This window comes from Pseudarthrobacter polychromogenes (assembly GCF_014644495.1).
Lineage (GTDB): Bacteria > Actinomycetota > Actinomycetes > Actinomycetales > Micrococcaceae > Arthrobacter > Arthrobacter polychromogenes.
In genome coordinates this window covers 251,471-277,442 of the sequence record NZ_BMKU01000004.1, presented here as the reverse complement: position 1 = coordinate 277,442, position 25,972 = coordinate 251,471, and the positions used below count along the sequence as shown (strand labels likewise).

The following is a 25,972-nucleotide window of genomic DNA, read 5'->3' as shown; positions in this document are numbered from 1 at the left end:
GTACTTCAGCCGTGACCCCGTAATGCCGCTCCAGCTCCGCCGCGGATTCCTCGAGGCGGGCCCGGTTCCGTGCCACCAGCACCACGTTGTGGCCCTGCGAGGCGAGCTGCCGGGCGAACTCGGCTCCCAGCCCGGCACTGGCTCCGGTGATGAGGGCGGTGGTCCTGGCTGTTACATCGGAAGTTTCTGGGGTCATGGGGAAAGCCTAGCCAGATCCCTCCTCCGTGGCCTGCGTTGCGCGGAACCTGGCAAGGGGGTTGGCCAGCCGGCCGGCCATCTGGAGCCCTCCGGAGGGGTCGGTGAGGTCCAGCATCTGCTGGTTGTTGCGGAGCTGGAGCCGGTTGAGGCAGGACAGTTCGAAGTCCGCCGCGAAAAGGTCATGGCGGGCGAACTGGGCTGCGAGTTCGGGATGCCGGGCCTGGTAGTCCTTGATGGCCTCCGCGGCCGTCCGCCAGAAGCCCTCCTGGGGCAGGATGCCCTCCTCTTCCAGGAGGGCAGCCAGGAAGCGGAAGATGCAGTCGAAGACATCCGTGAAGATGGCCAGGACCCTCTCGCCGTCCGGGATGTCCGCCTTGATCCGGGTAACGTCCCCTGGGAGGTCCACCCTGTCCCCCATCACCACGATCTCCTCGGCAATGTCCTTCATGATTGCCCTGATGGGGACTCCGTCCTCAAGCACCAGGATCACGTTTTCGCCGTGCGGCATGAAGGCCAGTTCGTACCGGTAGAGGCAGTGGACCAGCGGAACGAGGTAGGCCTCGAAGTAGCGGCGCAGCCACTCCTCCGGTCTGAGGCCGGAGCGCGCCACCAAGGCTGCCGCCATGGGCGTGCCGGCGGAGTCGGTGTGCAGGAGCGAGGCCATGGTGGCCAGCTGCTGCCCGTCCGCCAGAAGCGGCAGCGGGCTTTCGCGCCAGAGTGCGGAGAGCATCTTGCGGTAGGGGGACCCGGGCGCGGACCCGGCCTCGTAGTAACCGTTGTGGTAGCCGATGGCTGCCACCTCGCCGATCATGGTGAAGCCGCGCCGCTGCAGTGCGCCGTCCGCCTCGATCAGGTTCCGCAGCCACTCGTTGATGGCCGGCGTGGCTTTCATGTACTGCGGCGACAGGCCGCGCATGAAGCCCATGTTGAGCACTGACATTGCGGTCTTGACGTAGGTCCGCTCCGGCACAGTGACATTGAAGAACGTGCGGATGGACTGCTGTGCCTGGTAGCTGTCAGTCCCGGTTCCCACCTGCACAATGCGCTGCAGGGCAATCTCCGCGGCGAAGGTGACAGCCAGTTTGTTTTCCCACTGCCATGGGTGGACCGGCATCAGGAAGTACAGGTCCGGGTCCAGGCCCATCGCGTGGAGCCGGGCGTGGAAGGTGCCCAGGAGGGGGCCAAGTTCGGCGTCCAGGTGGGCCCGGTAGTCCAGTCCTTCGGCGGAGGTGAAGACGGCGCTGCTCCGGTGCACAGCGATCCATTTCAGCAGGACCGGGGCGCCGGTTTCCGGGGCGAAGGCGTGGTAGTCGCTGATGCCGAAGCCCAGGCGCCCGTTGTTGGCAACGAAGCACGGGTGGCCTTCCGTCATGCTGCGCTCGATGGCCTGGAAGTCTGCCGCCGGGTTGCGCCCGCCGGTGATGCCGGCCGCCAGTTCGGCCGACGACGGCTGGCCAGCCCATTGCTTGTACGCGTGGCTTGCCAGGGTGCTGCTGATCTCCTCCAGGTAGACGGGCAGCATCTGGATGTTGATGCCAAGGGTTTCATGGAACGCGGTGACGAACTCCAGCACGTCCAGCGGCGCTTCGGTGCCGTCCCGGAAATGCCTGATGGAATCAGCGTCGATGGACCAGTGCTCCAGTTCCAGGAGCCGGGCGTCGAAATGGTACTGGTGCGTGCCGTCGCCGCTGGCAAGCCGGTAGCTGCCGCGTCCGTTCACCGGTTCGGGGACGAGGATCCGCTCGTGGGAATACTCGGCGAGCGCCTTGCGCAACAGGTGCCGGTTCGCCCTGGCCCAGGCCTCTGCAGTGAGGTGCGGGACGGGCGCGGTGGCGGCGGCGGGCGTGGTGGTTGGTTCGAGCTGGACGGTCACAGTGATGCTCCCTGGGGGATCAGCGGGCGGGACGGGATGGCGGAAAAGGTGGTGCCCTGCAGGGCGGTGCGGGCGGCGAGGTAGTCGGACCTGCAGCAGAAGCTCAACAGCGCTTCCTTGTCCGGAAGGGGCACCACGCCTGCAGGCTGGAAGCCCAGCCGTTCGTTGAGGGCATGGATTTTGGTGTTCCGCGCATCCGGTTCCACCACGATGCGCTCCACCCCGGGCACGCTGAACAGGCGGGCCAGGACGGCATCCATCACCGCTGCGGTGTAGCCGGGTTCAGGACCTTCCGACGGCGGCGCCACCAGCAGGTGCATCCCCACGTCACCGGGCAGGACGGGATAAACGGCTGCCAGCGGCGAGGAGGCCGGCTGGTATTCCTCCATCAGGAAAGCGGGCGTGCCGCGGTCGAGCCCCAGCAGGGCGTGGTGGTGGCCGCTGGACTGGATCTTTGCGTACTCCAGGGCCACGTCTTCCACGGTGGCGGAGAGCATGCCCCAAAACGAGGCGTAGGGCCGGGCCACCCAGCTGTGCAGGAGTGCGGCGTCGGCTGCGGCATCGAGGCAGCGGAAGGAGAACCTCATGCCGGCACCCCCGCCCCGATGCCAGCGGCTGCGGTGCCGGAAACTGCCGTGCCGGAAACTGCGGTGCCGGAAACTGCGGTGCCGGAAACTGCGGTGTTCCCGGGCCTGCTGAGGGGATGCCCCACACTGCCGGCTCCCGGGTCCGCGGGTGCCCCGAACTGCTGGAAGGCGATGCTCTCCTCCACCGGGTACACCTCCCGCCCGGTGATTTCCCGGAGGATGCAGGAGTTCCGGTACGCGCCCATGCCCAGGTCCGGGGTGGCGAAGCCGTGGGTATGCAGTTCGGCGTTCTGCACGAAGATTTCCCCGGGCTGGACGCCGGTACTGTAGTTCCGGTCCACCGCGAACCTGCCGGCACTGTCCCGGGCAATGCGGTCCCGCACGCCTGCCAGGAATCCCGGCTCCCGGTAGCTGTAGCCCGTGGCGAGCACCACGGCGTCGGTGTCCAGGGTGTAGGAGCTGCCCTGTTCTTCGTGCATCAGGTGCAGCGTGTGGTTTCCTGCCGCGGGGTTCCACTGTGCGGCGGTCAGTGACGAATGGGTCAGGAGCCGCGTGTCCACCATGCCGGAGATGCTCCTGGTGTAGAGGAGGTCGTAGATGGCGTCGATCAGCTCCGAGTTGATGCCCTTGTAGAGGTTCTTCTGGGTCTTGTTCAGGTGGTCGCGCTGGTGCTCCGGCAGGCCGTGGAAGTAGTCAACATATTCCGGGGACGTCATTTCCAGGGTCAGCTTGGTGTATTCCAGGGGAAAGAACCGGCCGGATCGGGTGACCCAGTCCAACCGGTAGCCGTGGGCGTCCGCGTCCTGCAGCAGGTCATAGTAGATCTCCGCCGCGCTCTGGCCGCTGCCCAGGATGGTGATGCTGCGCTGCTGCTGCAGCTCAGCCTTCCGGGACAGGTAGTCGGCGTTGTGGAAGGCCACTCCCCCGCTGCCCGCGGCAGCCTCCGCAATGATGCCCGCGGCGGCCTCCGGTACGTAGGGAGAGGTGCCGGTGCCCAGCACCAGCCGCCGCGCGTACAGCACCTCCTGCCCGCCCGGACCGGAGACGGCCAGCCGGTACACGCCGTCGTCGTACGCCACATCCAGCACAGCCGTGCCAAAACGGACGGCGGGCAGCTGCCCGGCAACCCACTGGCAGTACTGGTTGTATTCGGCCCGCAGCGGGTAGAAGTTTTCGCGGATGTAGAAGCGGTACAGCCGCCCGGTCTGCTTAAGGAAGTTCAAGAAGGAGTAGGGCGAGGTGGGGTCCGCCAGGGTGACCAGGTCCGCCATGAAGGGCACCTGGAGGTGGGCCGGTTCCAGCATCATTCCGGGGTGCCAGTCAAAGGAGTCCCGCCGTTCCACGAAGATGCCGTCTAGGCCTTCCACCGGCGCGGCCAGTGCCGCGAGGCCCAGGTTGAAGGGCCCGACGCCGATCGCCGCGAAGTCATGGATCCTGCCGTTGCCTGCCTTTCGCTTGTAGGTGGTGCTCATGCGGATACCTCGCTCTGCAGCAGTCCGGCGCCGGTGGTGCGGAGGAGCCCGATGATTCCGGCGATGTCCTCCAGCGTGGCTTCTGCGTTGAGCAGGGTGAATTTCAGGTAGTGGCGGCCACCTACCTTTGTTCCCGCCACAACCGCCTCTCCGGAGGCGAAGACGGCGGCGCGGATGGCCGGGTTGAGGGCATCGGCAGCGTCCTCGGACAGCCGCTCCCCGCTTTCCAGGCGCGGCCGGTAGCGGAACACGAGGGTGCTGAGCTGCGGCGGTGCGGCCAGGTCAAAGTCGTCGTCGGCAGCGAGGAGCGAGCCCACGCGGGCGGCCAGGTCGATGGCTTCGTCAAACAGGGCGCCAATGGCGTCCGCTCCCATGATCCGCAGGGTGAGCCAGAGTTTCAGGGCGTCGAACCGGCGGGTGGTCTGGATGCTTTTGTCCACCTGGTTGGGGATCTCGGCCAGGGCTGCGCTTTCCGGGTTCAGGTAATCCGCGTAGTAGGTGATGTGGCGCAGCATGGCGCGGTCCCGAACCAGCAGCGCGCTGGAACTGACCGGCTGGAAGAAGGTCTTATGGAAGTCCACGGTGACCGAGTCCGCCAGCCGCGTCCCGTCGAGGAGGCGGCGGTACCGGCCGGAGACCATCAGCCCGCCCCCGTAGGCGGCGTCGATGTGGAACCACGCACCGTATGCCCTGGCGAGGGCGGCGGTTTCCGTGAGCGGGTCCACCGCGCCGAAGTCCGTGGTTCCGGCGGTGGCCACCACTGCCATGGGAACCAGGCCGGCGCCGCGTGCGTCCGCCATTGCCTCGGCGAGGGCCGCGGGATCCATCCGGTGGTCAGGCGTGCACCGCACGGAAATGACGGCGTCGAACCCCAGGCCCAGCATGGCGGCCGACTTTTGGATGCTGAAGTGGCTGTCCGCCGAGGTGAAGATCCGCAGGGAGTCCAGCAGCGCCGGCAGGCGGAGGCCCGCGCGTGCCGGGTCCTGCCGGAGGCCGGCCACTGCGTGGTTCCGGGCGATCAGCAGTGCCTGGAGGTTGGACTGGCTGCCGCCGGAGGTGAAGATGCCGTCCGCACCGCCGCCGAGGTGCAGCCGTTCGGCCGCCCAGTCGATGAGCCGGCGCTCGATCATGGTGGCGCCGGCACTTTGGTCCCACGTGTCCAGGGAGGAATTCACCGCCGACAGGACAGCCTCCCCCACCAGGGCCGGAATCACCACGGGGCAGTTCAGGTGCGCCGCGTACTTGGGATCGTGGAAGTAGATGGCATCGCGCAGGTACACGTCCTCGAGTTCCTGCAGCGCGGCTGCCGTGTCCGGCAGCGGGGCGTCCAGGTCTACGGCGCCCACCCGGGCCTTCATGCCGGCAGGGTCGACGCCGGTGAACGGCTGGGCGGTCCGCTCCAGTTTGGTGGCCACGGCCGTGACGCCCTGCAGCACCTGGGCGACATAGCGGGGTGCGTTGCGGGCGTTGAGGAGGTGGTTTGTGGCGGCCAGGGCCAGTTCAACGCGGGAGCCAAAGTCCTGGCCCGGCGCCAGTGGGCCCGGTCCTGCCGCGGGGTTGGCTGGCTTATCCAAATCTGTCTCGTCAAGGCGGGGCATCAGCGGCACTGGTCGTCCTTCTGTCGGGAATCACGGAAAATCACAAAGGACAGCCTTACTTAGGCAACCCTTTTAATCAAACTTCTGTGATGTATTTCCCCAAAATGTGGGACTGCGCCGTATTTTGCACCTCTGGAGCCGCCATTGACTGGCGGCGAGGGGTAAATCTGCTGCAAAATTGCCTGCCGTCGGTCCGGTCGCATGACAAGACGGGCATGACCCACCGGGCCTAGGCTTGGCACAGGGGCGGCCGGACCGGGCTGCGCGGCAATCAGGGGGAAGCATGGAGCAGGGACCAGCAGGCGCAATCGGCTTCAGGGAAGTGGACCGGGACGGGAACCCCGTCCGGGGTGAAGCCACCGATACGAGCGAGGAAGACTATGGCAGGGGCCGCAGCCTGGCCATCAACCCCTTCATTGCCGCCCTGTGGATCCTCACGATCGCCCTCATCGGCGGCGGCGCCTGGGTGTTCCTCAACGCGAACGCCATGGTGGGCCCCTCCGCGGGAGGAATGCCAACTTCTTTCCTTGTTTTCACCTTTGCCCCCTACGCGATTTTCGCAGGCCTTGCGGCGCTGATCTGCCTGTTGTTCTGGCATGCGCTGCAGTGGCAGCGCCGGCGTCACTAAGGGGCGCATTCACAACCGGCGGGACCCGCCAGTCCGGGCGCACCGAGCGGCAGCAGGATGCACTGGACCACACGCGGATTTGCCCGGATATTAGTAAGCATGCTTAGGTATTGGGGTAAATGAACCTCCGCAAGCAGTTCGCGGCGGGGCTGCCAACGCCGGCGGTTCCGTGAAGAAGCCCAAGGATGACCCATCATGACCACCGTTGCAGACCACCAGCTTACGGCGCCCGACGTGACTGGCGTACGGGCAGATATTCCGCTGGACGCCACCGCGCCCGCGGACATGGGGCTGCTGCTCACGCTTAGCTCCCGCATGCATTGCCGTGCTCCGATGCAGCGGGTGGATCCGGCAGAAATGCCTGTCCGGCTGCCCGTCCACGTGGACGGAACCACGGTGGGCCCGGTGGGTAGCGGCCCGGTGTCCGAGCACGTGGAGACCTACCGGTGCGCTTGTGGTTTCACCATCGACGCACCCGTCCTCAGCGGGCACGCCCTGGCCAGCTGACTGCTGCCATAGCAAGCCGCGGCAGGATCTATTGCCGCCACGTTCGGTGTGGGCAACTGCTCAGAAGGCTGCCTGTGCAGTCCGCGGGTCAGCTGTCCGGCCAGTCAACAAACTGTTCGTACCCCTCATGCTTCCGTAAGTACGCTGCGATGAAGGGGCAATGGGGAATGATCCGTTTGCCGGTGGCCACCACGTCGTCGAGGGCGAAGTGTGCAAGCACCTTCCCCAGGCCCTGCCCTTCGAACCCCTCCGTGGTTTCCGTGTGGCTGAAGTCGATGTGGCCGGGCTTGTCCTTGAAGAACGTCTGGACAGCCAGTTTCCCGTCCACCCGCAGCTCATACCGGTGGTCTGCATCGTTGCGTGCCAGTGAAACGTCAGGGCTGAACTGGTCTTCGGTGGACGTCATGTTCTCGGTCATGGTTCGACAGTGGCACTACTTCACTCGGCTGGCAATGCCTCTTCCCCCGCTGTCATTTAATGGCCGTGGAGCCGTCCGGGCGGAAGGGGCGCCGCACCCCCGCGCGGGAACGCCATGGGCGCAGGTTAGGGAGTGGTCCGGGAGGGCCCGTCGAGGCTAGACAGCGAGTGCAGCGGCCCCCAGCGCGACGGCGAGCAGCGGCGTGGCCCCCTGGGTTGCGGCAGCGCGGAGGTACTTCCTGCCGGTCAGGGCCAGGACAAGCGCGGCCAGCAGCATGGAGCCGCAGCAACTGAAGATTAGGGTCCAGCCTGCCGTTGCAAGGACCGGGTCCTCTGGTGCCAGCGCCACGAACCCTGCTCCCACAAAAGCTCCCAACGCCAGGAACAGATTATAGAAACCCTGGTTATAGGCAAGTGGCCTGGTGGTCTCCGCGTCGGCCTGGGTGGCCACACCGAAGCGCTTCCAGGTGGCTGGCCTGGTCCAGGTGACGGACTCCATGGTGAAGATATAGACGTGGAGGGCACCAGCCAGGAGGGCAAAAAAGAGGGAGGCCAGGATCATGGGTTTGATCCTAGCCTCCCTCTCCCGGAGTTTTTGTCCACGTATGCAGGCCTCAGGCGGGTTCAACCCTGCACAGCTGGACAAAAACTCGAGTGAACGTCAGCGCGTGAGCGTCGCCAGCGTTTTGGCGGCGAAGGTGCGGGCCGAGCTGTTCCAGTGGCCCAGGAGCCCCTGCAGGTTTTCACCGTCGGACCGGTGCCCCGGCAACTGGTCCTGCAGCGTGGCCAGCACCCCGGTGCGGAGCTCGGTGTTGAAGTTGACCTTGCCAACATTCATGGCCGCTGCCTTCACCAGCTCCTCCGCGGGAATCCCCGAGGCACCATGCAGCACCAGCGGAATGTGGGTCCGCACCGCGATGTCCTGCAGGACGTCCCAGCGCAGCTGCGGCTCCCCCTTGTACTTGCCATGCACGTTCCCCACCGCCACGGCGAGCAGTTCCGCGCCGGTCCGGGACACAAAGTCCTCCACCAGCGCCGAATCCGTCAGCCCGGCCACGGCCACACCGGACTGGTCCGCACCAAAGGCGCGGTCCTCGTCTCCGGCGAGGCCGCCAAGCTCGGCTTCAAGCACAACGTCCGGGCCCAGCAACGCCCGGGCACCACGGACCAGCGCGATGTTGTCCTCGTAAGGCAACGCGGAGCCGTCGGCGAGAACGGAGTCCGCCCCTGCCGCGACGGCGTCGGCCATCACCTGAAGGTCCGTTGCGTGGTCAAGCTGCACAGCCACGGGCACGGATGCAGCATCAGCGAGGCCACGGAGGGCTCCGATGAGGCGCAGGCCGTTGGGCGTGGCTGCAGTCTTGGGAGCCACCAGCAGGATGGCGCCGCGGCCCGCCTCCTCCGCTGCGGCCACCACTGCCATGGCCGTGGTGAAGTCGTAGCAGGTGAAGGCCGGGACGGCGGAGCCTCGCTGGAGGGCTGAGGTGACCAGGTGGTCGAGTCGGGTGCGCATCAGACGCCCAGGCCTCCCACGAGGATCCAGGCCAGGAAGGTCAGCGCGAATCCGGCCAGGCCCAGGATGGTGGTGAGCACGGTCCAGGTCTTCAGGCCGTCAGCCACGGACAGCCCCAGGTACCGGGTCACGATCCAGAAGCCGGAGTCGTTGACGTGGCTGAGTCCGAACGCGCCGAACCCGATGGCAATCAGGATCAGGGCCGTCTGGATGGGTGAGAACCCGCCGTCCGCAACGGATGCTGCCAGCAGGCCGGAGGTGGTGATGATCGCAACGGTGGCGGAACCCTGGGAAGCGCGCAGGATGGCGGCGAGGATGAACGCCATCACGATGACCGGAAGGCCTGCGGTCTGCAGCCCTTCGGCGAGGGCCTTGCCGATGCCGGAGACAGTAAGGACCTTGCCGAAGACGCCGCCCGCACCGGTGACAAGGATGACGATGGCGGTGGGAGCCAAGGCTGAGTCCATGACTTCACCGGTGTGCTGGGAGGACCAGCCGCGGCGGATTCCCAGGAAGTAGTACGCCAGGCCGAGGGCCGTGAGCAGGGCGATCAGCGGGGCGCCAACGAAGGCGGCGAGCTGGGCGGGGAAGGAGTCCTTGGGCAGGACGACCGCGCCGACGGTGCCAACCATGATCATCAGGATGGGCAGGACGATGAGCGTGATGATCATGGCCGGGCTGGGGGCCGTCTTCACCTGGTTCCTGACAGCCACGGAGGAGGTCCCCTGGGCGGCTTCCTGTTCAACCTGGGACGTGCCGGTGCCAAAGAGGCGGAACTGCTCGGCGGTGGCGGGAAGCATGGAGAAATCGCGGCGGTTCAGCCTGCGGGCAACGAAGTAGCCCAGGACGCCGACGGGAACGCACAGTACGAGGCCCAGGATGGTGGTCCAGCCGATATCCGCGCCGAGGATGCCGGCGCCGCCCACCACGCCGGGGTGTGGCGGGACAACAACGTGGATGGCGAGCATGATGGCGCCCACCGGAAGGCCGATCTTGACGGGGTTGACGCCGGCGGCCTTTGCGAAGCCGTAGATGATGGGAATCAGGATGATGAATCCGACGTCGAAGAAGACGGGGATGGCCAGCAGGAAGGCTGCGGCAGTCAATGCGGCGATGACCCGGCGGGGGCCGAGCAGCTGCGTGAACTTGCCCGCCAGCGACTGTGCGCCGCCGGAAATCTCGATCATCTTGCCGAGCATGGCTCCAAGGCCAACCAGGATGGCCACGGACCCAAGGGTTCCGCCCATGCCTTCCGTGACGGTTTTGATGATGTCCGGCAGCGGAATGCCCGCCACCAGGGCAACGGCGACGCTGACCACCAGAAGGGCGAGGAAGGCGGGGATTTTGAACTTGATGACGGCCACGAGCAACAGGGCGACGCCCGCTGCTGCTATGGCCAGGAGAGCTAATGCGCTCATCGTGTGTCTCCTTTGACATCGCCAGTTAAGACTGGCGAGCTGGTTTTTCTTGGGGGAATGCTAGGGGAATGCTGGGGAACGGCAGGGAGGGTGCGACGACGGCGGAGGGGGGACCGCCGCCGTCGCACGTTTGGGGAGTTTTTGTCCAGATATGCAGGCTCAAAAGGCCTTTAGGTCGGCTTATCTGGACAAAAACTCCAGGAAGGTGGGGCTACTTTGTGCGCTTGGTGGGTGCGACGACTTTGATGACGGCGGAGTCATCGGCAGCGGCGAGGCCCTGGGCCTGGCCCAGGAGGTAGAGCTGCTCGGCGGCGGCGGCCACCGGGGCTGCCAGGCCCGCGGCGCGGGTAGCCTTGCCCACGATGCCCATGTCCTTGACGAAGATGTCCAGGCGGGACAGGACCTCGGCGCCTTCCTCGGTGTACGCCTCAAGAATGCGGGGGCCGCGGTTGGAGAGCATGAACGAACCTGCGGCGCCGGCCTCGAGTGCGGCGAGGGTCTTGGCCTGGTCCAGTCCCAGCGCGTCGGCGAGGGCCATGGCTTCTGCGGCAGCGGCAATGTGGACGCCGCAGAGCAGCTGGTTGACGGTCTTGAGGGCCTGTCCGTCGCCGGGCTTGTCGCCCACCACGGTCAGGGTTGAGGCCAGCAGTTCCAGCGCGGGGGCCGCTTTTTGGCGGGCTTCCGGGGAAGCGCCGACGACGATCAGCAGGTCGCCTTCGCCGGCGCGCTTCGGGCCGCCGGACAGCGGTGCGTCAACAAGCTCGACGCCGTATTCGGCCAGCTTCGCGACCGTTGCGGGGATGGCTTCGGTGCCAACGGTGCTGCCGAGAATGACGACGGCGCCCGGCTCCAGTACCGAGGCCACGCCGTTCTGGCCGAACAGGACATCATTGAGCTGCTCGCCGTTGCGGACGGCCAGGAGGACGGCGTCAGCGCCCTTGGCGGCCTCGCGGGCGGTGGCGAACGTGGCGATGCCGGCTTCTTCGGCGAGCTTCAGGCGGGGTTCGGCGATGTCGAAGCCGTTGACGGTCAGCTGGGACGCCAGGCGGGTGGCCATGGGCAGGCCCATGGCGCCGAGGCCCAGGACGGTGACGGTGTAGTTGCTGGTCATGGTGTTCTCCATTGAAATTTCTGCGGGCTGGCGCTGGTGGTTAGAAAGTGTTGCTGAGTTTGCGGGTCACGTCAGCGAGGGACTGGTCGTCGCCCACGTTGCCAGCGAAGACGATGTACGGGATGCCCTTGGCGGGGCCATCCACGGGCTCCCAGAGGGAGACGATGCCCGGCAGCATGGGGCCGCGGACAATGGCGTGGCGGATCTCAAGGCCGTGGGCGGCCACGTCCGAGGAAGTGATGCCGCCCTTGGCGATGACGAACCGGGGCGGGAAGGTCTTGAGTGTCCGGTTGACCACGGCGACGACGGCGGCGGACACCGTGCGGGCGATCCGCAGGCTTTCGGCGGGGTCGTCTGCCTTGATCAGCAGGCGGCTGGTGTGGACAATGACGTCGCCGCCGCGGAGGGCTTCGACGACGGTGTCCACGGTCCGGTCCAGGTGCGCTTCGGCGTCGCCAGGGGCACCGAGGAGCTTTTCGACGTCGATCTCCACGATCCGTGCCGCGCTGTGCTGGTCGGTGAGGGCCTTGAGCTGGCGCGTGGTGACTCCCACGTGGGACCCGACAACGATCAGGCCCCCTGCCTCGGAGGGTGTGTTGCCTGCGTAGGCCTCGGCGCCGCTGAGTTCGGTGCGGATCTCCTGGCCGATCCGGGCACGACCGAACGGGGGGCCCACGCGGTAGAGGAGCTTCTTGCCGCGCCGTTCGGCTTCTTCGAGGCCGAGGGACAGGGCGCGGAGGTCGTTTTCGGTGACGATGTCCGCCACGATGGGGGTGGAATCGGTGGCCGCATCAATGGCGTCGGCGATGGCATTGGCAGTGGCTTGCGGATCGGTGGAGGCGCGGATGATGTTCAGGTCCAGGACGATCACGGAGCCGGCTGCGAAGCGGCCCTGCGACTTCTCTTCAACGTAGTCGGCCATGACGGAGGTGCTGAAGCCGAAGGTGGCGTCCTTGGCGAATTCCGTCTCGGACACGGGGGTGAGCGTGCCGGCCTCCGCGCCCGTGCCGCGCATGTAGTGGACGCCGCCGATGGTGACCCGTCCGGCGTCGGGGAAGGCTGGAACCAGGACCACGCCGTCGGTCTTTTCTCCGCTGACGTCCGCCACCGTTGCGGCGATAACGTCCGGCTCCAGGGGGTAGTGGCCGCGGAGGGTGGAATCGCTGCGGCTGACAAACCCGAGGCGCAGTTCCTGGGGTGACCCTGCTGCTGCCAGGGCGTTGCGCACCACTTCCTCATTGCGGGCGGCGGCCTCGGCCGGGTCCAGGCTGCGGGTGTTCGTGAGGACGTATACGGCAGGCTTGGACTGGCTGAAGGCCCAGATGAAGTCCGCTACTTCCCACTGGGTGAGCACGGGCAAATCCGAAACCGACTGGGTTCCGGTGGGGTCGTCGTCGAGCACTACCAGGACCCGCGGGGTCTCCGCATTGGAGGCGGCCAGGGTGCTGGCCACCAGTTCGGCGGGAATCCGGACCTCGGCCGGGTAGGCGGCCAGAACGTCTGCTTCAAGCGTCACGGTGCACTCCATTGTGTATGAATACGTTGTATGAATCCGGGGCGGCAGATCCCGGTAACTGTAAGATGTCAGACATCTTGCATTTCGATTAGTGTGGCACACCACATAGAGACGCGCAAGTAGACTTGTCCGACATATGCAGTGAAGGAATCAACGGGGGCACAATGGCGAGGCAATCACTGGTGGGCCAGGTGGCGGATGAACTGCTGGACCGCATCATCACCGGTGAGTTCCCGCCCGGCGCCACCGTGCCGGGAGAACACGAACTGAGTGCCCGGCACGAGGTCAGCCGGATGACGGTGCGCGAGGCCATGAAAACACTGCAGGCACAGCGGATCCTCAGTGTTGAACGCGGCCGCGGCACGTTCGTGAACCCCCTCAACCGCTGGGCGTCGCTTGAGGCGGTCCTGCGTGCGGCGTCGGAGGGGAAGAACGAGGCAGAGACCTCGGTCCAGCTCATCGAGCTCCGGCGGATGCTGGAAACAGGCGCCTGCGAACTGGCGGCCGGGCGGATACGCGATGAGGATATCCAGACGCTCCACAGGCACGTGGACAGCATGCGCGCCGCCCACGAGGTCAACGATGTTGCCGCCTTCGTGGAAGCGGACCTGGCATTCCACGACCTGATCCTGCATGCCTCCGAGAACGTCTTTGTGTCCGTCCTTTTCGAACCGCTGCACCAGGTGCTGCAGAAGCGCCGCACCCAGACGTCCGCTGTCCGGGAAATCCAGGAGCACGCAATCGGGCACCACCAGAAAATCGCCGAGGCGCTGGAATCCCGTGACCCCGTGCTGTCCCGGCAGGCCATGGATAACCACATGCAGCAGACCCTGGACGACCTCAAGAACCTTGTGCTCGAGGCGAAGTAAGCCGGCTTTTCCTTGGGATCAGGGCGTCAGCGCGCCGGCGGGGCGGTGGTTCCGCGGACAACCAGTTCCGTGGCAACTTCCAGGGCCGTGGGGACTGCCGCACCCGGCAGGTCCTGCTGCTCCGTGAGCATGCCCACCGCCATGGAGGCGAGCTGGGCCAGGGGCTGGCGGACCGTGGTGAGCGGCGGCGACGTCAACGCCGCCTGGGCAATGTCGTCAAACCCCACAATGCTCAGATCCTTCGGTACATGCAGCGAGCGCTGCCCGGCCGCGTTCATCACGCCCAGGGCCTGAAGGTCACTGCCCGTGAAGATCGCCGTGGGCGGCTCTGGCAGGTCAAGCAGTTCCCCGCCCAGCCGCATGCCGGATTCGATACTGAAATCGCCGTCCTTGACGAGCTCGGGCAGGACGGGCAGCCCTGCCTCGTGCAGCGCAGCGGCATAGGCGGCGTAACGGGCACGGCCATGTCCGGGGCTGTGCTTCCGGCCGGTGATGATAGCGATCCGGCGGTGGCCCTGGCCCAGCAGGTGGCTGACGGCGGCAAGGGCGCCGGAGAATGACGCCGGGCTCACGCTGGGAATTGGCAGCCCTTCGGTTCCTTCCGGGTCGATTGCGACGGCGGGAATCTTCAGGGTCCGCAACGTGGTCACCAGGCTTGAGCCCTTCCGCGGAGCCAGCAGCAGCACTCCGTCCAGCCGGTTCACCGAGGGTTCGCGCAGCTTTCGCCAACGTTCAACGGTGGCATGTTCTGCGCGCGCATAGGCCACGGCATAACCCAGCCGGTCCGCGGCCGCCTCAACTCCTGCCATGGTTTCCAGGACCCATGGTGAATCGAAGTTGTTGACCACCAGCTGCAGGAAGCCGGGCTGGCTGGCAGCAGCCGCCCGTTTGGAATAATCAAGCTCTTCGAGCGCCTGCTGGACCTTGGCGCGGGTGGCGGCGGACACGTGGATCCGGCCGTTGAGCACTTTGGACACCGTGGGCACGGATACGCCTGCCGCGGCCGCAACGTCAGCTATCTTGGGACGCGGAGTGGCGGTCACAGGGGCGGTCCTTGGGGTCATGTGGTTGCGGCGGCGAGGAGCGGTGCGGTGGGACGGCGCGCGGGCGCAACATCCACGCGCACGGGTCCCACGATAACACTGCCTCCTTCCTCCGAACCCAGGGGTGACGTGGCAAAGATCCCCAGCTCAGCTCCGATCCATTGCCCCTTCACCACCTCAAAGTTCCAGCCCTGCACCTCCCAGGGCTTCCCCGGCCCGGAACGCCACGCAAAGGTGGACCGGGGGGTTCCGTCGGTACGGATCTGCAGTTCTATGCGCGGCCCCGGCAGCGCCATTTTCCGGCCCAGCCGCTGCTCGTGCGGGACATCCCCGCCGGTCCCGTCGCCCAGGACATATCCTTCTTCTGTCCTGACGATGCCCAGCCACGCGTACTGCCGGCCTAATACCACCACGCCTGCCCGCGTCCCCACCGGCACATCCTGCAGCTCCACCGACGTGGTGAAGGTTGACGGGGTACCGGGCAGGACCTGCCCCAGCACATTGGGAAGTTCGCGAAGGTTTACCGGGTCATTGGCCTTCGGCGTGAGAACCAGGTGCCCTCCCCCGCACTGGTGTGCCCAGTCATCCCGGGGATTCGCCTGCCAATGCCACTGCGGTCCCAGCCGGGGCGAGGAGAAGTCGTCACTGGCCGGCAGGACCGCTTGGTCCGCGAAGGTACCCGCAGGATAGGAGTGGGTGGGCACCGGTGATCCCGGTCCCCCGTCGGCAGACTGGTGCCCCATCCAGGGCCAGCCATCCGCGGTCCAGCCCATCGGCTGCAGGTGGACCACGCGGCCATAGGGGCCGCGGTCCTGGAAGTGCAGGAACCAGTCCTCGCCACGCGGGCTTGTAACCCAGGCACCCTGGTGCGGACCATTGACCTGGGTGTTCCCCTGTTCCAGGACGCGCCGCTCCTCATATGGCCCGAACGGGGACTTGGACCGGAACACCGACTGCCAGCCTGTAGCCACCCCGCCGGCGGGTGCAAAGATCCAGTACCAGCCCTCCCTTTTGTAGAACTTCGGACCCTCCAGGGTTGTGTAACCCGGAAGGTCCGCTCCGTCGATCACGTGGGTTCCGCGGTCCAGGAGCCTGGTTGCATCCAGGCTCATCCGGTGGACCGTAAGCCGGTTCTTCACGCCGATCCTGCTCTTGGCCCAGCCGTGCACAAGGTAGGCCTGGCCGTCGTCGTCCCACAAAGGGCAGGGGTCGATGAGGCCGCGGCCGGGATACAAGAGGTGGGGAGCGGTCCACGGCCCCTCTGCCTTTTCCGCACTCAGCACAAAGATGCCGTGGTCAGGGTCAGGATAGAAAATCCAGAAACGCCCGTCGTGGTGCCGCAGCGAAGGAGCCCACACGCCGCTGCCGTGGCGCACCAGCGAGTAGTGGCTGCCCTGGGGCAGCGCACACAGCGCGTGGCCGGCGTGCTCCCAGTCCACCAGGTTCCGGGAGCGAAGGATAGGCAGTCCGGGGACGCGGTTGAAGCTTGAGGCAATGAGGTAATAGACGCCGTCCACCTGGACAGCGTCAGGGTCCGGCCAGTCGGCATTGAGGATGGGGTTCTGATAGACGGGGGCGGGAAGGCGGGTGGTCATGATGTCCTGTCGGGTGAACTGCGGCTGGCGAAGGGGTGCTGCTGGAGAAGCTCGAGTGCCTGGGCGGGCGTGGTAACCGCACCGTCATGGACGACTGCGTGGAGGGCCAGCCTCAGCGGATTGTTGTGGTCCACCACGGCCGGTTGCGTCCATGAAACTGCCGGGCCTGCGCCCAGGTAGTCTTCGGCCCTGATGAACCAGGGAAGCAGCTGGTCCGGCTCCTGGGCGAGGAGCACAGACACCGGCGCTTCGTCGATCACCATGCTGACCGAGAGCCAGGGTGACACCGAGCCGTGGGCGGCATCGGCGCCGCGTCCCGCCTCGGAAAGAACTACCGGCCGGCCGGTGACTTCGGGAAAGCGCCAAAATATGCCGCCGTATCCGGCACCTTTCCTGCCTTTGACGGCCGACGACGACACCTCCAGCCGCGGTATGCCCTCCGCCGGGACTATCACCGAGAACAGCGAAAGGGACCAGCTGGCAGGTTCGGGGTGGTGAAGGTATTCGATGCGCCGCTGTTCCGCTGCGAGGTACCCGCCGGATTGGGAAAGCCAGGAAACGCCCCCGCATTCGGCGTCCGGCGTTGACTGCCAGCCGTGCGCACGCTGAACTCCGTGATTGTCCAGGAGTACGGGTCCGCTGGCGGGCGTGTAGGTGGAACCACCCCAAAAGTTGGTTCCGTTGACATCCGGGAACGCTATGGACAGGCCCAGGTGGTGCCGATGGTCGGCCGGCACTGACTGGGTGGTCACGGTACCGGCGAGCGACCGCACCGGATGGAGATAGGGGCGGGGCGCAAGGGTGGCGGGCTGCCGCAGATCCGTGTTGTGGACAGCGAGGGGATGCCCCCCGCCGGAAACGCGCCCCCCGGCAGCAGGGATGGTGTGAGTAGCCAAACAAAACCTCCGGTGATGACACTTCCACAACGTGGGGATCAGCTTAGCCAGAACAGAAATAGATAGGCAACATCTACAGAAACTTTCTTTTAGAAATGCAACTCATCGTAAAAATATGTGTTGACAGTCACAAGCTATGTTTGCTAGAAATCGTTTACTCAGATTTTCAGTTCTGCGCCCTTGCTGCTTCGGTACCGCACCGAAGAGCGGTTCTACGAGCGTTTGGCACTCAGAAACTTTCTGTTCAAATTCCAACAATCCGCTGCACCGGACCGTGGAGCGCAACCCCGAGAGGCGTCATTCAATGAAGAAGACATTCAGCAGCCCCATCTCCCGCAGGCTGGTCCTGGGCGCAGCCGTCACCGCCGCGGGGCTGGCCCTGAGCGGCTGTGGCGGCGGGTCAGCACCTGCCGCCGGCGGCGGAAACGTGGAGCTGAACTTCGTCTACTGGGGAGATGCCACCAGGGCCAAGATGACCGACGCGGCAATCAAGATCTTCGAGGAAAAGAACCCAGGCATCACCGTCAAGAGCGAGTACCAGGACAGCGGCCCTTACGCGGACAAGCTGGCGACCCGCTTCGCCGGGGGGAATCCTCCGGACGTGCTGAACATGGCAAACCGCAGCCTGCTCGAATATGCGCAGCGCGGCACGCTCGCAGACCTCAGGTCCATGCAGGGACTCGACCTGGCGGACATCCCGGACACCATCCAAAGTCGGGGTGAAGTGGATGGCAAGCTCTACGGCCTGGCCACGGGCGTCACCACTATCGGCATGGTGGTCAACAAAACCATTACGGACCAGGCCGGCGTCACCATCCCGGACGACAAGACCTGGAGCTGGGAGGACTACGCCAAGTTTGCCACCGAAGTCACGCAGAAAACCGGGGGCAAGGTCTACGGGGCCGGTTACGACGTTGCCACCGAAACCGGTCCCATCCTGTTCGCCAGGCAGCGCGGCGAGGACTTCTACACCAAGGACAACAAGCTCGGCGTCAGCGAGGAGACCATCCGGGAGTGGTTCCAGTACAGCGTCGACCTGCGAACGAGCGGAGGCTATCCGCCGGCAGGCTTCTTCGAGCAGATCGGCGGCTCAGCCGCCCAGTCGTACCTCGCCAAGGGAACGGTTGCCTCGCAGATCATTCCGATCAACAACTACAAGGCCTACAACGAGGCTGCCGGCGGCAACGTGGTCCTGCTCCGGATGCCCGGTGAGACCACGGAGGAACGCCGCGGGTACTCAGCGGATCCCAGCATGCTCTGGTCCATTGCTGCCAAGTCGAAGCATCCCAAGGAAGCTGCACAACTGCTGAACTTCCTGATCAACGATGCAGACGGAGCCGCGGAAACGCTCACCCAGCGCGGGGTGCCCATCAATCCGGAAGTTGCTGACGCCATCAAGCCAAAACTCAGCAAGGACGACATTGCCTTCGTGGACATGGTGGCCGCCATCCAGGAAGACGACCTGGCCCCTGCGTATGTGTACCCCAAGGGTGCAAGCGTTGTGGCGGACACCCTCAAGCAGCTGGCAACGGAAGTCGAGTTTGGCCGCGTCACCCCCGCTGATGCTGCCACGACCTTCCTGGAGAAGAGCAATGCCGCCATCAACAAGTAGCCGGCGCGCGTCCAGTTATCCCCATATCCAGATAGGAGCCTGACGCATGTCAGTGCTGACCAAGCAAGCCCCCGGCGCGGCTGCCACCCTGGCCGCGCCGGGCGGGAAACCGGGCAGGGGCCGCCCCAAGCGCAAGAACCAGCGTTCGGGTTACCTTTTCCTGCTGCCATGGTTCCTCGGAATGCTGTTCACGATCATCCCGTTCTTCGCATCCCTCTACCTGGCGTTTACGGACTACAACCTCTTTACCGAACCGAACTTCGTGGGCTTGGCGAACTTCCAGGTGATGTTTGAGGATCCGCGCCTTCTGCAGTCCCTGAAGGTCACGTTCATCTACACCTTCGTCTCAGTCCCGATCTCGCTTGCCGTCGCGCTGCTGATCGCCATAGTGCTGAACCGCGGCCTGCAGGGCCTGGCAATCTACCGGTCCGTGTACTACCTGCCCTCCCTGCTGGGCGGCAGCGTCGCGATCGTCATGCTGTGGCGCTACATCTTCGGCAACGATGGCATCGTCAACAGTGCCCTGGGACTTCTGGGAATCCAGGGCCCGGCATGGGTAACGGACCCGGAGTTCGCATTGAGCACGCTGATCGTCCTGAATGTGTGGACGTTCGGCTCGCCCATGGTGATCTTCCTCGCCGGCCTGCGGCAGGTGCCCGCAATGTACTACGAGGCGGCGTCCATCGACGGAGCGTCCCGGTGGCGGCAGTTCCGCAGCATCACCCTGCCGCTGATCAGCCCCATCATCTTCTTCAACCTCATCATGCAGCTGATCGGGTCTTTCCAGACGTTCACCCAGGGCTATGTGATGAGCGGCGGCACCGGCGGGCCGGCTGATTCCACGCTGTTCTACAACCTGTACCTCTACCAGAAGGGCTTCACCGAGTTCGAGATGGGCTATGCCTCCGCCATGGCGTGGCTGCTGTTGATGATCATCGCGATTTTCACCGCCATCAACTTCATCGCATCCAAGTTCTGGGTCTTCTACGACAATTAAGGCACCGCTATGGCTCTCCTCGATCTACCCCTGAAAAACAAGCAAAAGAAGGAAGCACCGCCTGCCGAGGACGCGCTGACAGGCACCCCGGGCACCCGCTTCTCACGGCACCTGATCCTTTGCCTGGTGGGCCTGGTGATGCTGTATCCGCTGCTATGGCTGCTGTCCAGCTCGTTCAAGCCCAGCAACGACATCTTCCGGCAGCTGGGGCTGTGGCCAGAAAACTGGGACTTCAGCAACTATGCCCAGGGCTGGACCGCCCTGAACCAGCCCTTCCACGTCTACCTGGTCAATTCCCTGATCGTGGTGGTGTTCTCCATTGTGGGGAACATCTTCTCCTGTGCGCTGGCTGCCTATGCCTTCGCACGGATGGAGTTCACTGGCCGGAAACTGTTCTTTGCCTTGATGCTGGGAACGCTGATGCTCCCCGGCCATGTGCTCCTGGTGCCGCAGTACATCATCTTCTCGCAGCTGGGCTGGCTGGACACCTACCTGCCGCTGATCGTGCCCAACTTCATGGCCACCAACGCGTTCTTCATCTTCCTGATGGTCCAGTTCATGAAGGCACTGCCCCAGGAACTGGACGACGCCGCCCAGATCGACGGCTGCGGCCCGTTCCGGACGTTCCTGCGGGTCATCATGCCCCTCTGCGTTCCGGCGATGGCCACCACGGCCATCTTCACGTTCATCTCCACCTGGAACGAGTTCTTCGGTCCCCTGCTCTACATCCAGAACCAGGACCTCTACACCGTGCCCCTTGCGCTGCGGGCCTTCATGGATTCAGAAGGCCAAAGCATGTGGGGTCCCATGTTCGCCATGTCCGTGGTGTCCATTGCGCCCATCATCGGCTTTTTCATCGCAGGCCAGAAGTACCTCATCAACGGCATCGCCACAACAGGACTGAAGTAGCCCAGCCCTAAACAGGGCCCGCACGCTCCGTCACGCATCACCAACTCAACCCAACCCAGAATGCCCGTGCCCGGGCTGGAGGCTGCCCGGGCACGCAACAAAGGAGTTTTGCATGAGTTTGCGACGTCTACTTGGCGCGGCCACCGCCGTCGTCATGCTGGGAAGCCTGGCGGCAGTCCCGGCCGCAACAGCCGCCCCCGCCGGGACCACCGGGCAGGCCGCCGCAGCGCCTGCCACCTTGGCACCGACAGCGGACAACACCCCGGAAGCAATGTGGAAGCAAACGCCTGACGGCTTCGCATCCCTCCCGGGGTACGGTCTGGCCGGAACCACCGGCGGCCAGGCGGGCCGGACGGTCACCGCGTCCACCATCGGGGAACTTAAGGACTATGCGGCAGCCACGGAACCGCTCGTGATCTTCATCCGGGGCAGCCTGGCCGCCACGGACTATGTCAAAATCCCCGTCGCCGCCAACAAGAGCTTCATCGGCACGGGAGCCGGTGCCGAGGTGGTGAACGCAGGCTTCAAGCTCATCAATACCTCCAATGTCATTTTCCGGAACTTCACCATCCGGGACTCCTACATCCCGGGCGACTGGGACGGAAAGCGCCCGGATAACGACCGCGACGGCATCCAGCTGGATACCACGCACCACGTCTGGGTGGACCACATGAAGATCCAGCGCATGGGCGACGGCCTGATAGACACCCGCAAGGACTCAGACCTCGTTACCTACTCCTGGAACATCTTTGCGGACAACAACAAGGCCCTGGGCGTGGGCTGGACCTCCAACGCCGTGACCAGGATGACCATCCACCACAACTGGATCCGCAACACCACCCAGCGAAACTTCAGCCTGGACAACACCGCAGCCGCACACGTCTACAACAACTACCTGCAGGACGTGGGGCAGTACGGCATGATGGGCCGCAACGCCGCCAAGGTGGTGCTGGAGGGCAACACCTTCACAGCCGTGCAGGACCCTATTGTCGCCAAGGACCCCGGCACCGAGGTGGTTAGCCGGGACAACGTTTTCAACGGCACCCGCGGCCGCAGGGATAACGTGGGCGCCGCGTTTGACCCCGCCCAGAACTACGCCTACCAGAAAGACGACGCCGCCCGCGTTCCGGACATCGTTGCCGCCGGGGCCGGCCCCAGGGAGAACAGCGCGCCCAACAACGCCACCCGGATCACCGTGGCCCTCGACGGCACAGGCGACTTCGGCAGCCTGCAAGCTGCAATCGGATCCATCCCCAGCGGCAGCACCATGCCCCGAACCATCACCGTCAAGCCCGGCACCTACCGCGAATCCGTAAACGTCTGGGCGGACCGCCCGAACCTCACCATTCAGGGCGCAACAGCCAACCCGGCCGACGTCGTCATCAGCTACGACCTGCCGGCCAACGGCGCAAAGTTCTACGGCGGAACGTGGGGAGCGGGCGGAAGCGCCACCCTCAACGTCCTGGCTGAAGGAACCACCGTGCGGAACCTCACCGTGGAAAACGCCTACGACGAAGCCGCGAACGGCGGCAGCCAGGCGCTCGCTGTCCGGTCCGTGGGAGATAAGGTGGCCTTCGACGGCACCCGCTTCCTGGGCAACCAGGACACCTACCTCGCGGACACCACCGGCCGCGACGCCACCGCCCGTACCTACCTCAAGAACTGCTACATCGAAGGCGACGTGGACTTCATCTACGGCCGGGGCACCGCTGTCCTGGACGGCTGCACCATCCATTCCCTGGACCGCGGCAGCGCAACCAACAACGGCTACGTCGTTGCCCCCAGCACCAAGAACTCCAACCCGTACGGCTTCCTGATCGTGGACAGCAAGCTCACCTCCGACGCTGCTCCAGGAACGGTGAGCCTGGGCCGGCCCTGGTTCGCCAGCAGCGATCCTGATGCGCACCCGATGGCCGTCATCCGCGACTCCACCCTGGGCAGCCATATCGCGGTCCGCGGCTGGGCAGACATGAGCGGCCACGCGTGGAGCGAAGGCAGGTTCGCCGAATACAACAACAGCGGACCGGGCGCCTATGTGAACGAGTTCCATCCCCAGCTCACGGCGGCAGATGCTCCGAAGTTCACCAAGGAAGCGTTCCTTGGCGACTGGACCCCGGCAGGACGTGGTTGAGATGGCCGGCAACCAACACTCCAAGGAGAGCCAAGGATGATGTCCATACCCCTGTCCATCGTAATGGCCACTGGTCTTGCCCTCACGGCGTCAGTTCCCGCACCAGCGCCGCAAGGTGCTGAAGGCATCCCGGTATCCACGGACCTGGGGAGGCAGGTCCTTGCCGTGGGCGACGGATGGGCGTCTGCTGATGGCGGAACAACCGGCGGCACCAGTGCAATACCGGAAGACGTGCACGAGGTTTCATCGAGGGATGAACTCGCCGCCGCAGTGGCCGGAAGCGAGCCCAAGATCGTGTACGTGAAGCAGCACATCGACGCAAATACCGCCTCCGACGGCACTCCGATCGCCTGCGAAGACTACGCGGTGGACGGCTACTCCCTGGACGCTTACCTCGCGGCATTCGACCCGGCGCACTGGACGGGGCAGGCATCCGGCCCCCTTGAAGATGCCCGCAAGGCGTCAAGCGCGAACCAGCGGAAGCAAATCCGGATCGACGTCGGCGCCAACACCACCATCGTTGGCTTGGGTGACGTCCAGCTCACGGGCTTTACGTTGAACATTGATCGGGTGGACAACGTGATTGTCCGCAATCTCCGCCTCTCCGATGCCTATGACTGCTTCCCCGGCTGGAACGGGGACACGTGGAAAACCGAGTGGGACAACCTGGTGGTGTCGGGATCCACCCATGTGTGGCTGGACCACCTGACACTTGATGACGGCGGGACAGTCGACGCCGAACAGCCCAAGTATTTCGGCCAGCCCTTCCTGCGGCACGACGGCCTCTTGGACGTCGTGCGCCAGGCGGACCTGGTGACCATCTCGTGGAGCAGGATGGTGGGGCATGACAAATCCCTGCTGTGGGGCAATGGAGACGGTGTCACAGCGGATCGGGGGCGGCTTCGCGTAACGCTGCACCACAACGAATTGGTTGATCTTGAGCAACGCGCGCCCCGGGTCCGGTTCGGGCAGGCACACGTCTATAACAACCTGTACCGGGTGAGCAACCCCGATCACTACCAGTACTCCTGGGGCGTTGGCGTGGAGTCCAGCATCATCGCAAGGAACAACACCTTTGAGCTGGCGCCGGGCATCTTCCCTGCTCAAATCATCGGAGACTTTGGCGGCACAGGAATCGATGAAGAGGGAACCTGGGTCAACGGACGGCGCGCCAGCGTACTGGACGCCTACAACTCGGCTAATCCGGACCAGGCCCTGGCCCCGGAAGTATCCGGCACGCCCGGCCCCCATTTGCGCATTGAACCTGCTCCGGCCGCAGCGGAACGGGTTGAGCGGGGAGCAGGCTCAGGCCTGCTGAACTGATCCGGCTCAACGGCACGTCCGTATAGGGCTGGGCGGATAAGGTCTGGCCAATGCTCCGGGGGTGCTACTAGTCTTCAAGAACGGCCCGCAACCGGGAGCCCCAAGGCGATCACTAGGAGCGAAGTTGTCCAACCACACGTACAGCATTTCGGAAATTGTCGGCACGTCGGACCAGGGTGTGGACGAAGCCGTCCGCAATGGCATCGCGAAGGCCTCACAGACCCTCCGCAACCTGGACTGGTTCGAGGTGAAGGAAATCCGGGGCCACCTGGAAGAGGGCAAGATCGCCGACTGGCAGGTCACCATCAAGATCGGTTTCCGCCTCGAAGAGTAGCGGCACAAACCCAAGCTGGCCCGCACCTACGTCGAAAAAACCCGTTTGGGGGACGTCAGGTGCGGGCCAGTTTGGCTTTAACTAGTTTGCCGAGACGGTACCGGCTGAGCGCCGCCGCCATACTGTTGGAACGCCGTCGAACGCGGGGAACACGTGGCCTTCGAAGAAGGACAGCACGGTGTGCGGGTCATGGTCCGGACTCCAGAGACCGGACACCGGGCAGTGTGAGCCCGTGGCAGTGGAAGGAACGCCGGCCGTGGCACCCTTGCGTTCCTTGAGCAGTGCGATGCGTTTCATCGTTGAGACCATCCTTGGTGGAGAAAGCGTGTAGCTCCAGCCTAGGAAGCGCGCCGTTCTTCCCCAATGGGCTCGTGGCCAGAATCGCCCGCCCCGACTGGCCAAAAGCACAATGTTTCCGGCTGCTTTACTCCCGGTTCTCTGCAACAGCCGGAGCGGCGTCGCGGGTCGCAGGCTCCGGGGCGGGTTCAGCGGCACCCAGGCTCCCCAGCAGCGCAAGGGCATCGGCCGACGGCGAGCCCGCCTTGGCGGAATACACCCGGAGCGTCTGGTCGGGATCGTCCGGGAGGACCAGGTTTTCAAAGTTCAGTTCCAGGTCCCCGACGGCGGGATGATGCAGCCGAACGCTGCCCGCCGACCGCGTGGCCACCCGGTGCCCTGCCCACCACTGCCGGAAGTGCTCGCTGTGGACCGCCAGTTCGCCCACCAGCTGGTTGGCCTGGGCGTCGTTGGGATGCCGGCCGACGTCCACCCGCAGGGCGCCTGCCGCTTCTGCCGCAACGGTTTTCCAGTCCCGGAAAAGCTCCCGGGCCCCGGGATCAAGAATGAGCCAGCGGGTCAGGTTCCGTTCGGCGGCCGGCAGCGCAGGAAAGTCCGTGAACAGCAGGAAGGCCATCCGGTTTCCGGCAAGGACATCACTGCGCCGCCCCAGCACCATGGCCGGCACGTCCCCCACAGCCTCAAGGAGTTGGCGAAGCCCGGGGCGGACACCCTGGGCGGCCGGGACGCTGGACCGGGCGGACCCGGCGCAGTTTTCCAGCAGGTCCAGCATGTGCGCATGCTCGCCGGTGTCCAGCCTGAGGGCGCGCGACACTGCGTCCAGGACAGTGCGCGAAGGGTGGATGTTCCGGCCCTGCTCAAGGCGGACGTAGTAGTCAGTGCTGACTCCGGCCAGGCGGGCGACTTCCTCGCGGCGCAAGCCGGGAACCCTGCGGGCACCGGAAGCCGGCCCCGCACCGGCGTCCTCAGGGCTCAGGCGGGACCGCATGGCTTTGAGGAATTTTCCGAACTCGGCGCTTTGACCCATGCAGACCATTGTGCCCGGCACGCTGGTTCTGTTCTACAACGAAGGTAGGACTGGCAGTCCTAGGAAAAACAGAATCAGGCAGTCCTGCTGACTTACCGGCG

Annotated in this window: 24 protein-coding genes and 1 pseudogene; 9 read left to right on the top strand and 16 right to left on the bottom strand. The window is 65.3% G+C overall.

Going from position 1 to position 25,972, the window contains the following annotated elements; translation table 11 throughout:
• The 5 genes and pseudogenes from IEX43_RS20235 to IEX43_RS08790 all read right to left on the bottom strand — a co-directional run.
• Positions 1 to 151: pseudogene (locus IEX43_RS20235) on the bottom strand (SDR family NAD(P)-dependent oxidoreductase); the annotation flags it as partial.
• 54 nt (positions 152 to 205) lie between these two features.
• Complete coding sequence (locus IEX43_RS08805) at positions 206 to 2,071, bottom strand: IucA/IucC family protein (RefSeq protein WP_188810245.1); 1,866 nt, start codon at positions 2,069 to 2,071, stop codon at positions 206 to 208.
• On the bottom strand, positions 2,068 to 2,658 hold the full coding sequence (locus IEX43_RS08800) for a GNAT family N-acetyltransferase (protein WP_188810243.1): 591 nt from the start codon (positions 2,656 to 2,658) through the stop codon (positions 2,068 to 2,070). The genes IEX43_RS08805 and IEX43_RS08800 overlap by 4 nt, the downstream gene beginning before the upstream one ends.
• Positions 2,655 to 4,130, bottom strand: a complete 1,476-nt coding sequence (locus tag IEX43_RS08795) for a lysine N(6)-hydroxylase/L-ornithine N(5)-oxygenase family protein (protein WP_188810241.1) — start codon at positions 4,128 to 4,130, stop codon at positions 2,655 to 2,657. The genes IEX43_RS08800 and IEX43_RS08795 overlap by 4 nt, the downstream gene beginning before the upstream one ends.
• Positions 4,127 to 5,728: a pyridoxal phosphate-dependent decarboxylase family protein gene (locus tag IEX43_RS08790; protein WP_188810425.1), complete on the bottom strand. Its 1,602-nt coding sequence runs from the start codon at positions 5,726 to 5,728 to the stop codon at positions 4,127 to 4,129. The genes IEX43_RS08795 and IEX43_RS08790 overlap by 4 nt, the downstream gene beginning before the upstream one ends.
• A gap of 283 nt (positions 5,729 to 6,011) precedes the next feature.
• Here IEX43_RS08790 and IEX43_RS08785 point away from each other — a divergent pair, with 283 nt between their 5' ends.
• Both IEX43_RS08785 and IEX43_RS08780 read left to right on the top strand, forming a co-directional pair.
• Positions 6,012 to 6,356: a hypothetical protein gene (locus tag IEX43_RS08785; protein ID WP_188810239.1), complete on the top strand. Its 345-nt coding sequence runs from the start codon at positions 6,012 to 6,014 to the stop codon at positions 6,354 to 6,356.
• Positions 6,357 to 6,551: 195 nt separating this feature from the next.
• Entirely contained in the window at positions 6,552 to 6,863 is a 312-nt protein-coding gene (locus tag IEX43_RS08780; RefSeq protein WP_188810237.1) for a hypothetical protein, read from the top strand.
• 88 nt (positions 6,864 to 6,951) lie between these two features.
• On the opposite strand, the gene IEX43_RS08775 is transcribed toward IEX43_RS08780, so the two are convergent.
• From IEX43_RS08775 to IEX43_RS08750, 6 genes are all read right to left on the bottom strand, one after another.
• Positions 6,952 to 7,281, bottom strand: a complete 330-nt coding sequence (locus IEX43_RS08775; RefSeq protein ID WP_104185583.1) for a GNAT family N-acetyltransferase — start codon at positions 7,279 to 7,281, stop codon at positions 6,952 to 6,954.
• 156 nt (positions 7,282 to 7,437) lie between these two features.
• Positions 7,438 to 7,842, bottom strand: coding sequence for a DUF1304 domain-containing protein (locus IEX43_RS08770; RefSeq protein ID WP_188810235.1), 405 nt, complete (start codon positions 7,840 to 7,842; stop codon positions 7,438 to 7,440).
• Between the two features lie 99 nt (positions 7,843 to 7,941).
• Positions 7,942 to 8,793, bottom strand: a complete 852-nt coding sequence (locus tag IEX43_RS08765) for a class II fructose-bisphosphate aldolase (protein WP_188810233.1) — start codon at positions 8,791 to 8,793, stop codon at positions 7,942 to 7,944.
• A complete protein-coding gene (locus IEX43_RS08760) occupies positions 8,793 to 10,211 on the bottom strand; it encodes a GntP family transporter (RefSeq protein ID WP_188810231.1) in 1,419 nt (472 codons plus the stop codon). The genes IEX43_RS08765 and IEX43_RS08760 overlap by 1 nt, the downstream gene beginning before the upstream one ends.
• 211 nt (positions 10,212 to 10,422) lie before the next feature.
• Positions 10,423 to 11,322 carry an NAD(P)-dependent oxidoreductase gene (locus tag IEX43_RS08755; RefSeq protein WP_188810229.1) on the bottom strand — a complete coding sequence of 300 codons (900 nt, stop codon included), beginning with the start codon at positions 11,320 to 11,322 and terminating at the stop codon, positions 10,423 to 10,425.
• A gap of 40 nt (positions 11,323 to 11,362) precedes the next feature.
• On the bottom strand, positions 11,363 to 12,838 hold the full coding sequence (locus tag IEX43_RS08750) for a four-carbon acid sugar kinase family protein (RefSeq protein ID WP_188810228.1): 1,476 nt from the start codon (positions 12,836 to 12,838) through the stop codon (positions 11,363 to 11,365).
• A gap of 164 nt (positions 12,839 to 13,002) precedes the next feature.
• Between IEX43_RS08750 and IEX43_RS08745 the strand changes: the two genes are divergently transcribed.
• Positions 13,003 to 13,707 (top strand): FadR/GntR family transcriptional regulator, encoded by a 705-nt coding sequence (locus tag IEX43_RS08745; RefSeq protein WP_188810226.1) that lies wholly within the window; start codon positions 13,003 to 13,005, stop codon positions 13,705 to 13,707.
• Between the two features lie 26 nt (positions 13,708 to 13,733).
• Here the strand turns inward: IEX43_RS08745 and IEX43_RS08740 are convergent, their stop codons facing one another.
• From IEX43_RS08740 to IEX43_RS08730, 3 genes are read right to left on the bottom strand one after another with little or no spacing between them, the layout of a single operon-like run.
• Positions 13,734 to 14,750 carry a LacI family DNA-binding transcriptional regulator gene (locus tag IEX43_RS08740; RefSeq protein WP_229666374.1) on the bottom strand — a complete coding sequence of 339 codons (1,017 nt, stop codon included), beginning with the start codon at positions 14,748 to 14,750 and terminating at the stop codon, positions 13,734 to 13,736.
• A gap of 17 nt (positions 14,751 to 14,767) precedes the next feature.
• On the bottom strand, positions 14,768 to 16,345 hold the full coding sequence (locus IEX43_RS08735; protein ID WP_188810222.1) for a glycoside hydrolase family 43 protein: 1,578 nt from the start codon (positions 16,343 to 16,345) through the stop codon (positions 14,768 to 14,770).
• Entirely contained in the window at positions 16,342 to 17,241 is a 900-nt protein-coding gene (locus IEX43_RS08730; protein WP_188810219.1) for a DUF6807 family protein, read from the bottom strand. The genes IEX43_RS08735 and IEX43_RS08730 overlap by 4 nt, the downstream gene beginning before the upstream one ends.
• A gap of 304 nt (positions 17,242 to 17,545) precedes the next feature.
• Between IEX43_RS08730 and IEX43_RS08725 the strand changes: the two genes are divergently transcribed.
• The 6 genes from IEX43_RS08725 (at position 17,546) to IEX43_RS08700 (ending at position 24,547) form a co-directional block, all read left to right on the top strand.
• Complete coding sequence (locus tag IEX43_RS08725) at positions 17,546 to 18,853, top strand: ABC transporter substrate-binding protein (RefSeq protein WP_188810217.1); 1,308 nt, start codon at positions 17,546 to 17,548, stop codon at positions 18,851 to 18,853.
• 46 nt (positions 18,854 to 18,899) lie between these two features.
• On the top strand, positions 18,900 to 19,850 hold the full coding sequence (locus IEX43_RS08720; protein WP_188810215.1) for a carbohydrate ABC transporter permease: 951 nt from the start codon (positions 18,900 to 18,902) through the stop codon (positions 19,848 to 19,850).
• A 9-nt stretch (positions 19,851 to 19,859) separates the two neighbouring features.
• A complete protein-coding gene (locus IEX43_RS08715) occupies positions 19,860 to 20,759 on the top strand; it encodes a carbohydrate ABC transporter permease (protein ID WP_188810213.1) in 900 nt (299 codons plus the stop codon).
• A gap of 112 nt (positions 20,760 to 20,871) precedes the next feature.
• Positions 20,872 to 22,890 carry a pectinesterase family protein gene (locus IEX43_RS08710; protein ID WP_188810210.1) on the top strand — a complete coding sequence of 673 codons (2,019 nt, stop codon included), beginning with the start codon at positions 20,872 to 20,874 and terminating at the stop codon, positions 22,888 to 22,890.
• A gap of 36 nt (positions 22,891 to 22,926) precedes the next feature.
• Positions 22,927 to 24,213: a pectate lyase family protein gene (locus IEX43_RS08705; RefSeq protein ID WP_229666373.1), complete on the top strand. Its 1,287-nt coding sequence runs from the start codon at positions 22,927 to 22,929 to the stop codon at positions 24,211 to 24,213.
• A gap of 124 nt (positions 24,214 to 24,337) precedes the next feature.
• A complete protein-coding gene (locus tag IEX43_RS08700; RefSeq protein WP_104185595.1) occupies positions 24,338 to 24,547 on the top strand; it encodes a dodecin in 210 nt (69 codons plus the stop codon).
• Between the two features lie 81 nt (positions 24,548 to 24,628).
• Here the strand turns inward: IEX43_RS08700 and IEX43_RS08695 are convergent, their stop codons facing one another.
• Together IEX43_RS08695 and IEX43_RS08690 are read right to left on the bottom strand one after the other, a co-directional pair.
• Positions 24,629 to 24,844 carry a hypothetical protein gene (locus IEX43_RS08695; protein ID WP_188810208.1) on the bottom strand — a complete coding sequence of 72 codons (216 nt, stop codon included), beginning with the start codon at positions 24,842 to 24,844 and terminating at the stop codon, positions 24,629 to 24,631.
• Between the two features lie 127 nt (positions 24,845 to 24,971).
• Positions 24,972 to 25,871, bottom strand: coding sequence for a helix-turn-helix domain-containing protein (locus tag IEX43_RS08690; protein ID WP_188810206.1), 900 nt, complete (start codon positions 25,869 to 25,871; stop codon positions 24,972 to 24,974).
• Positions 25,872 to 25,972 lie beyond the last annotated feature (101 nt).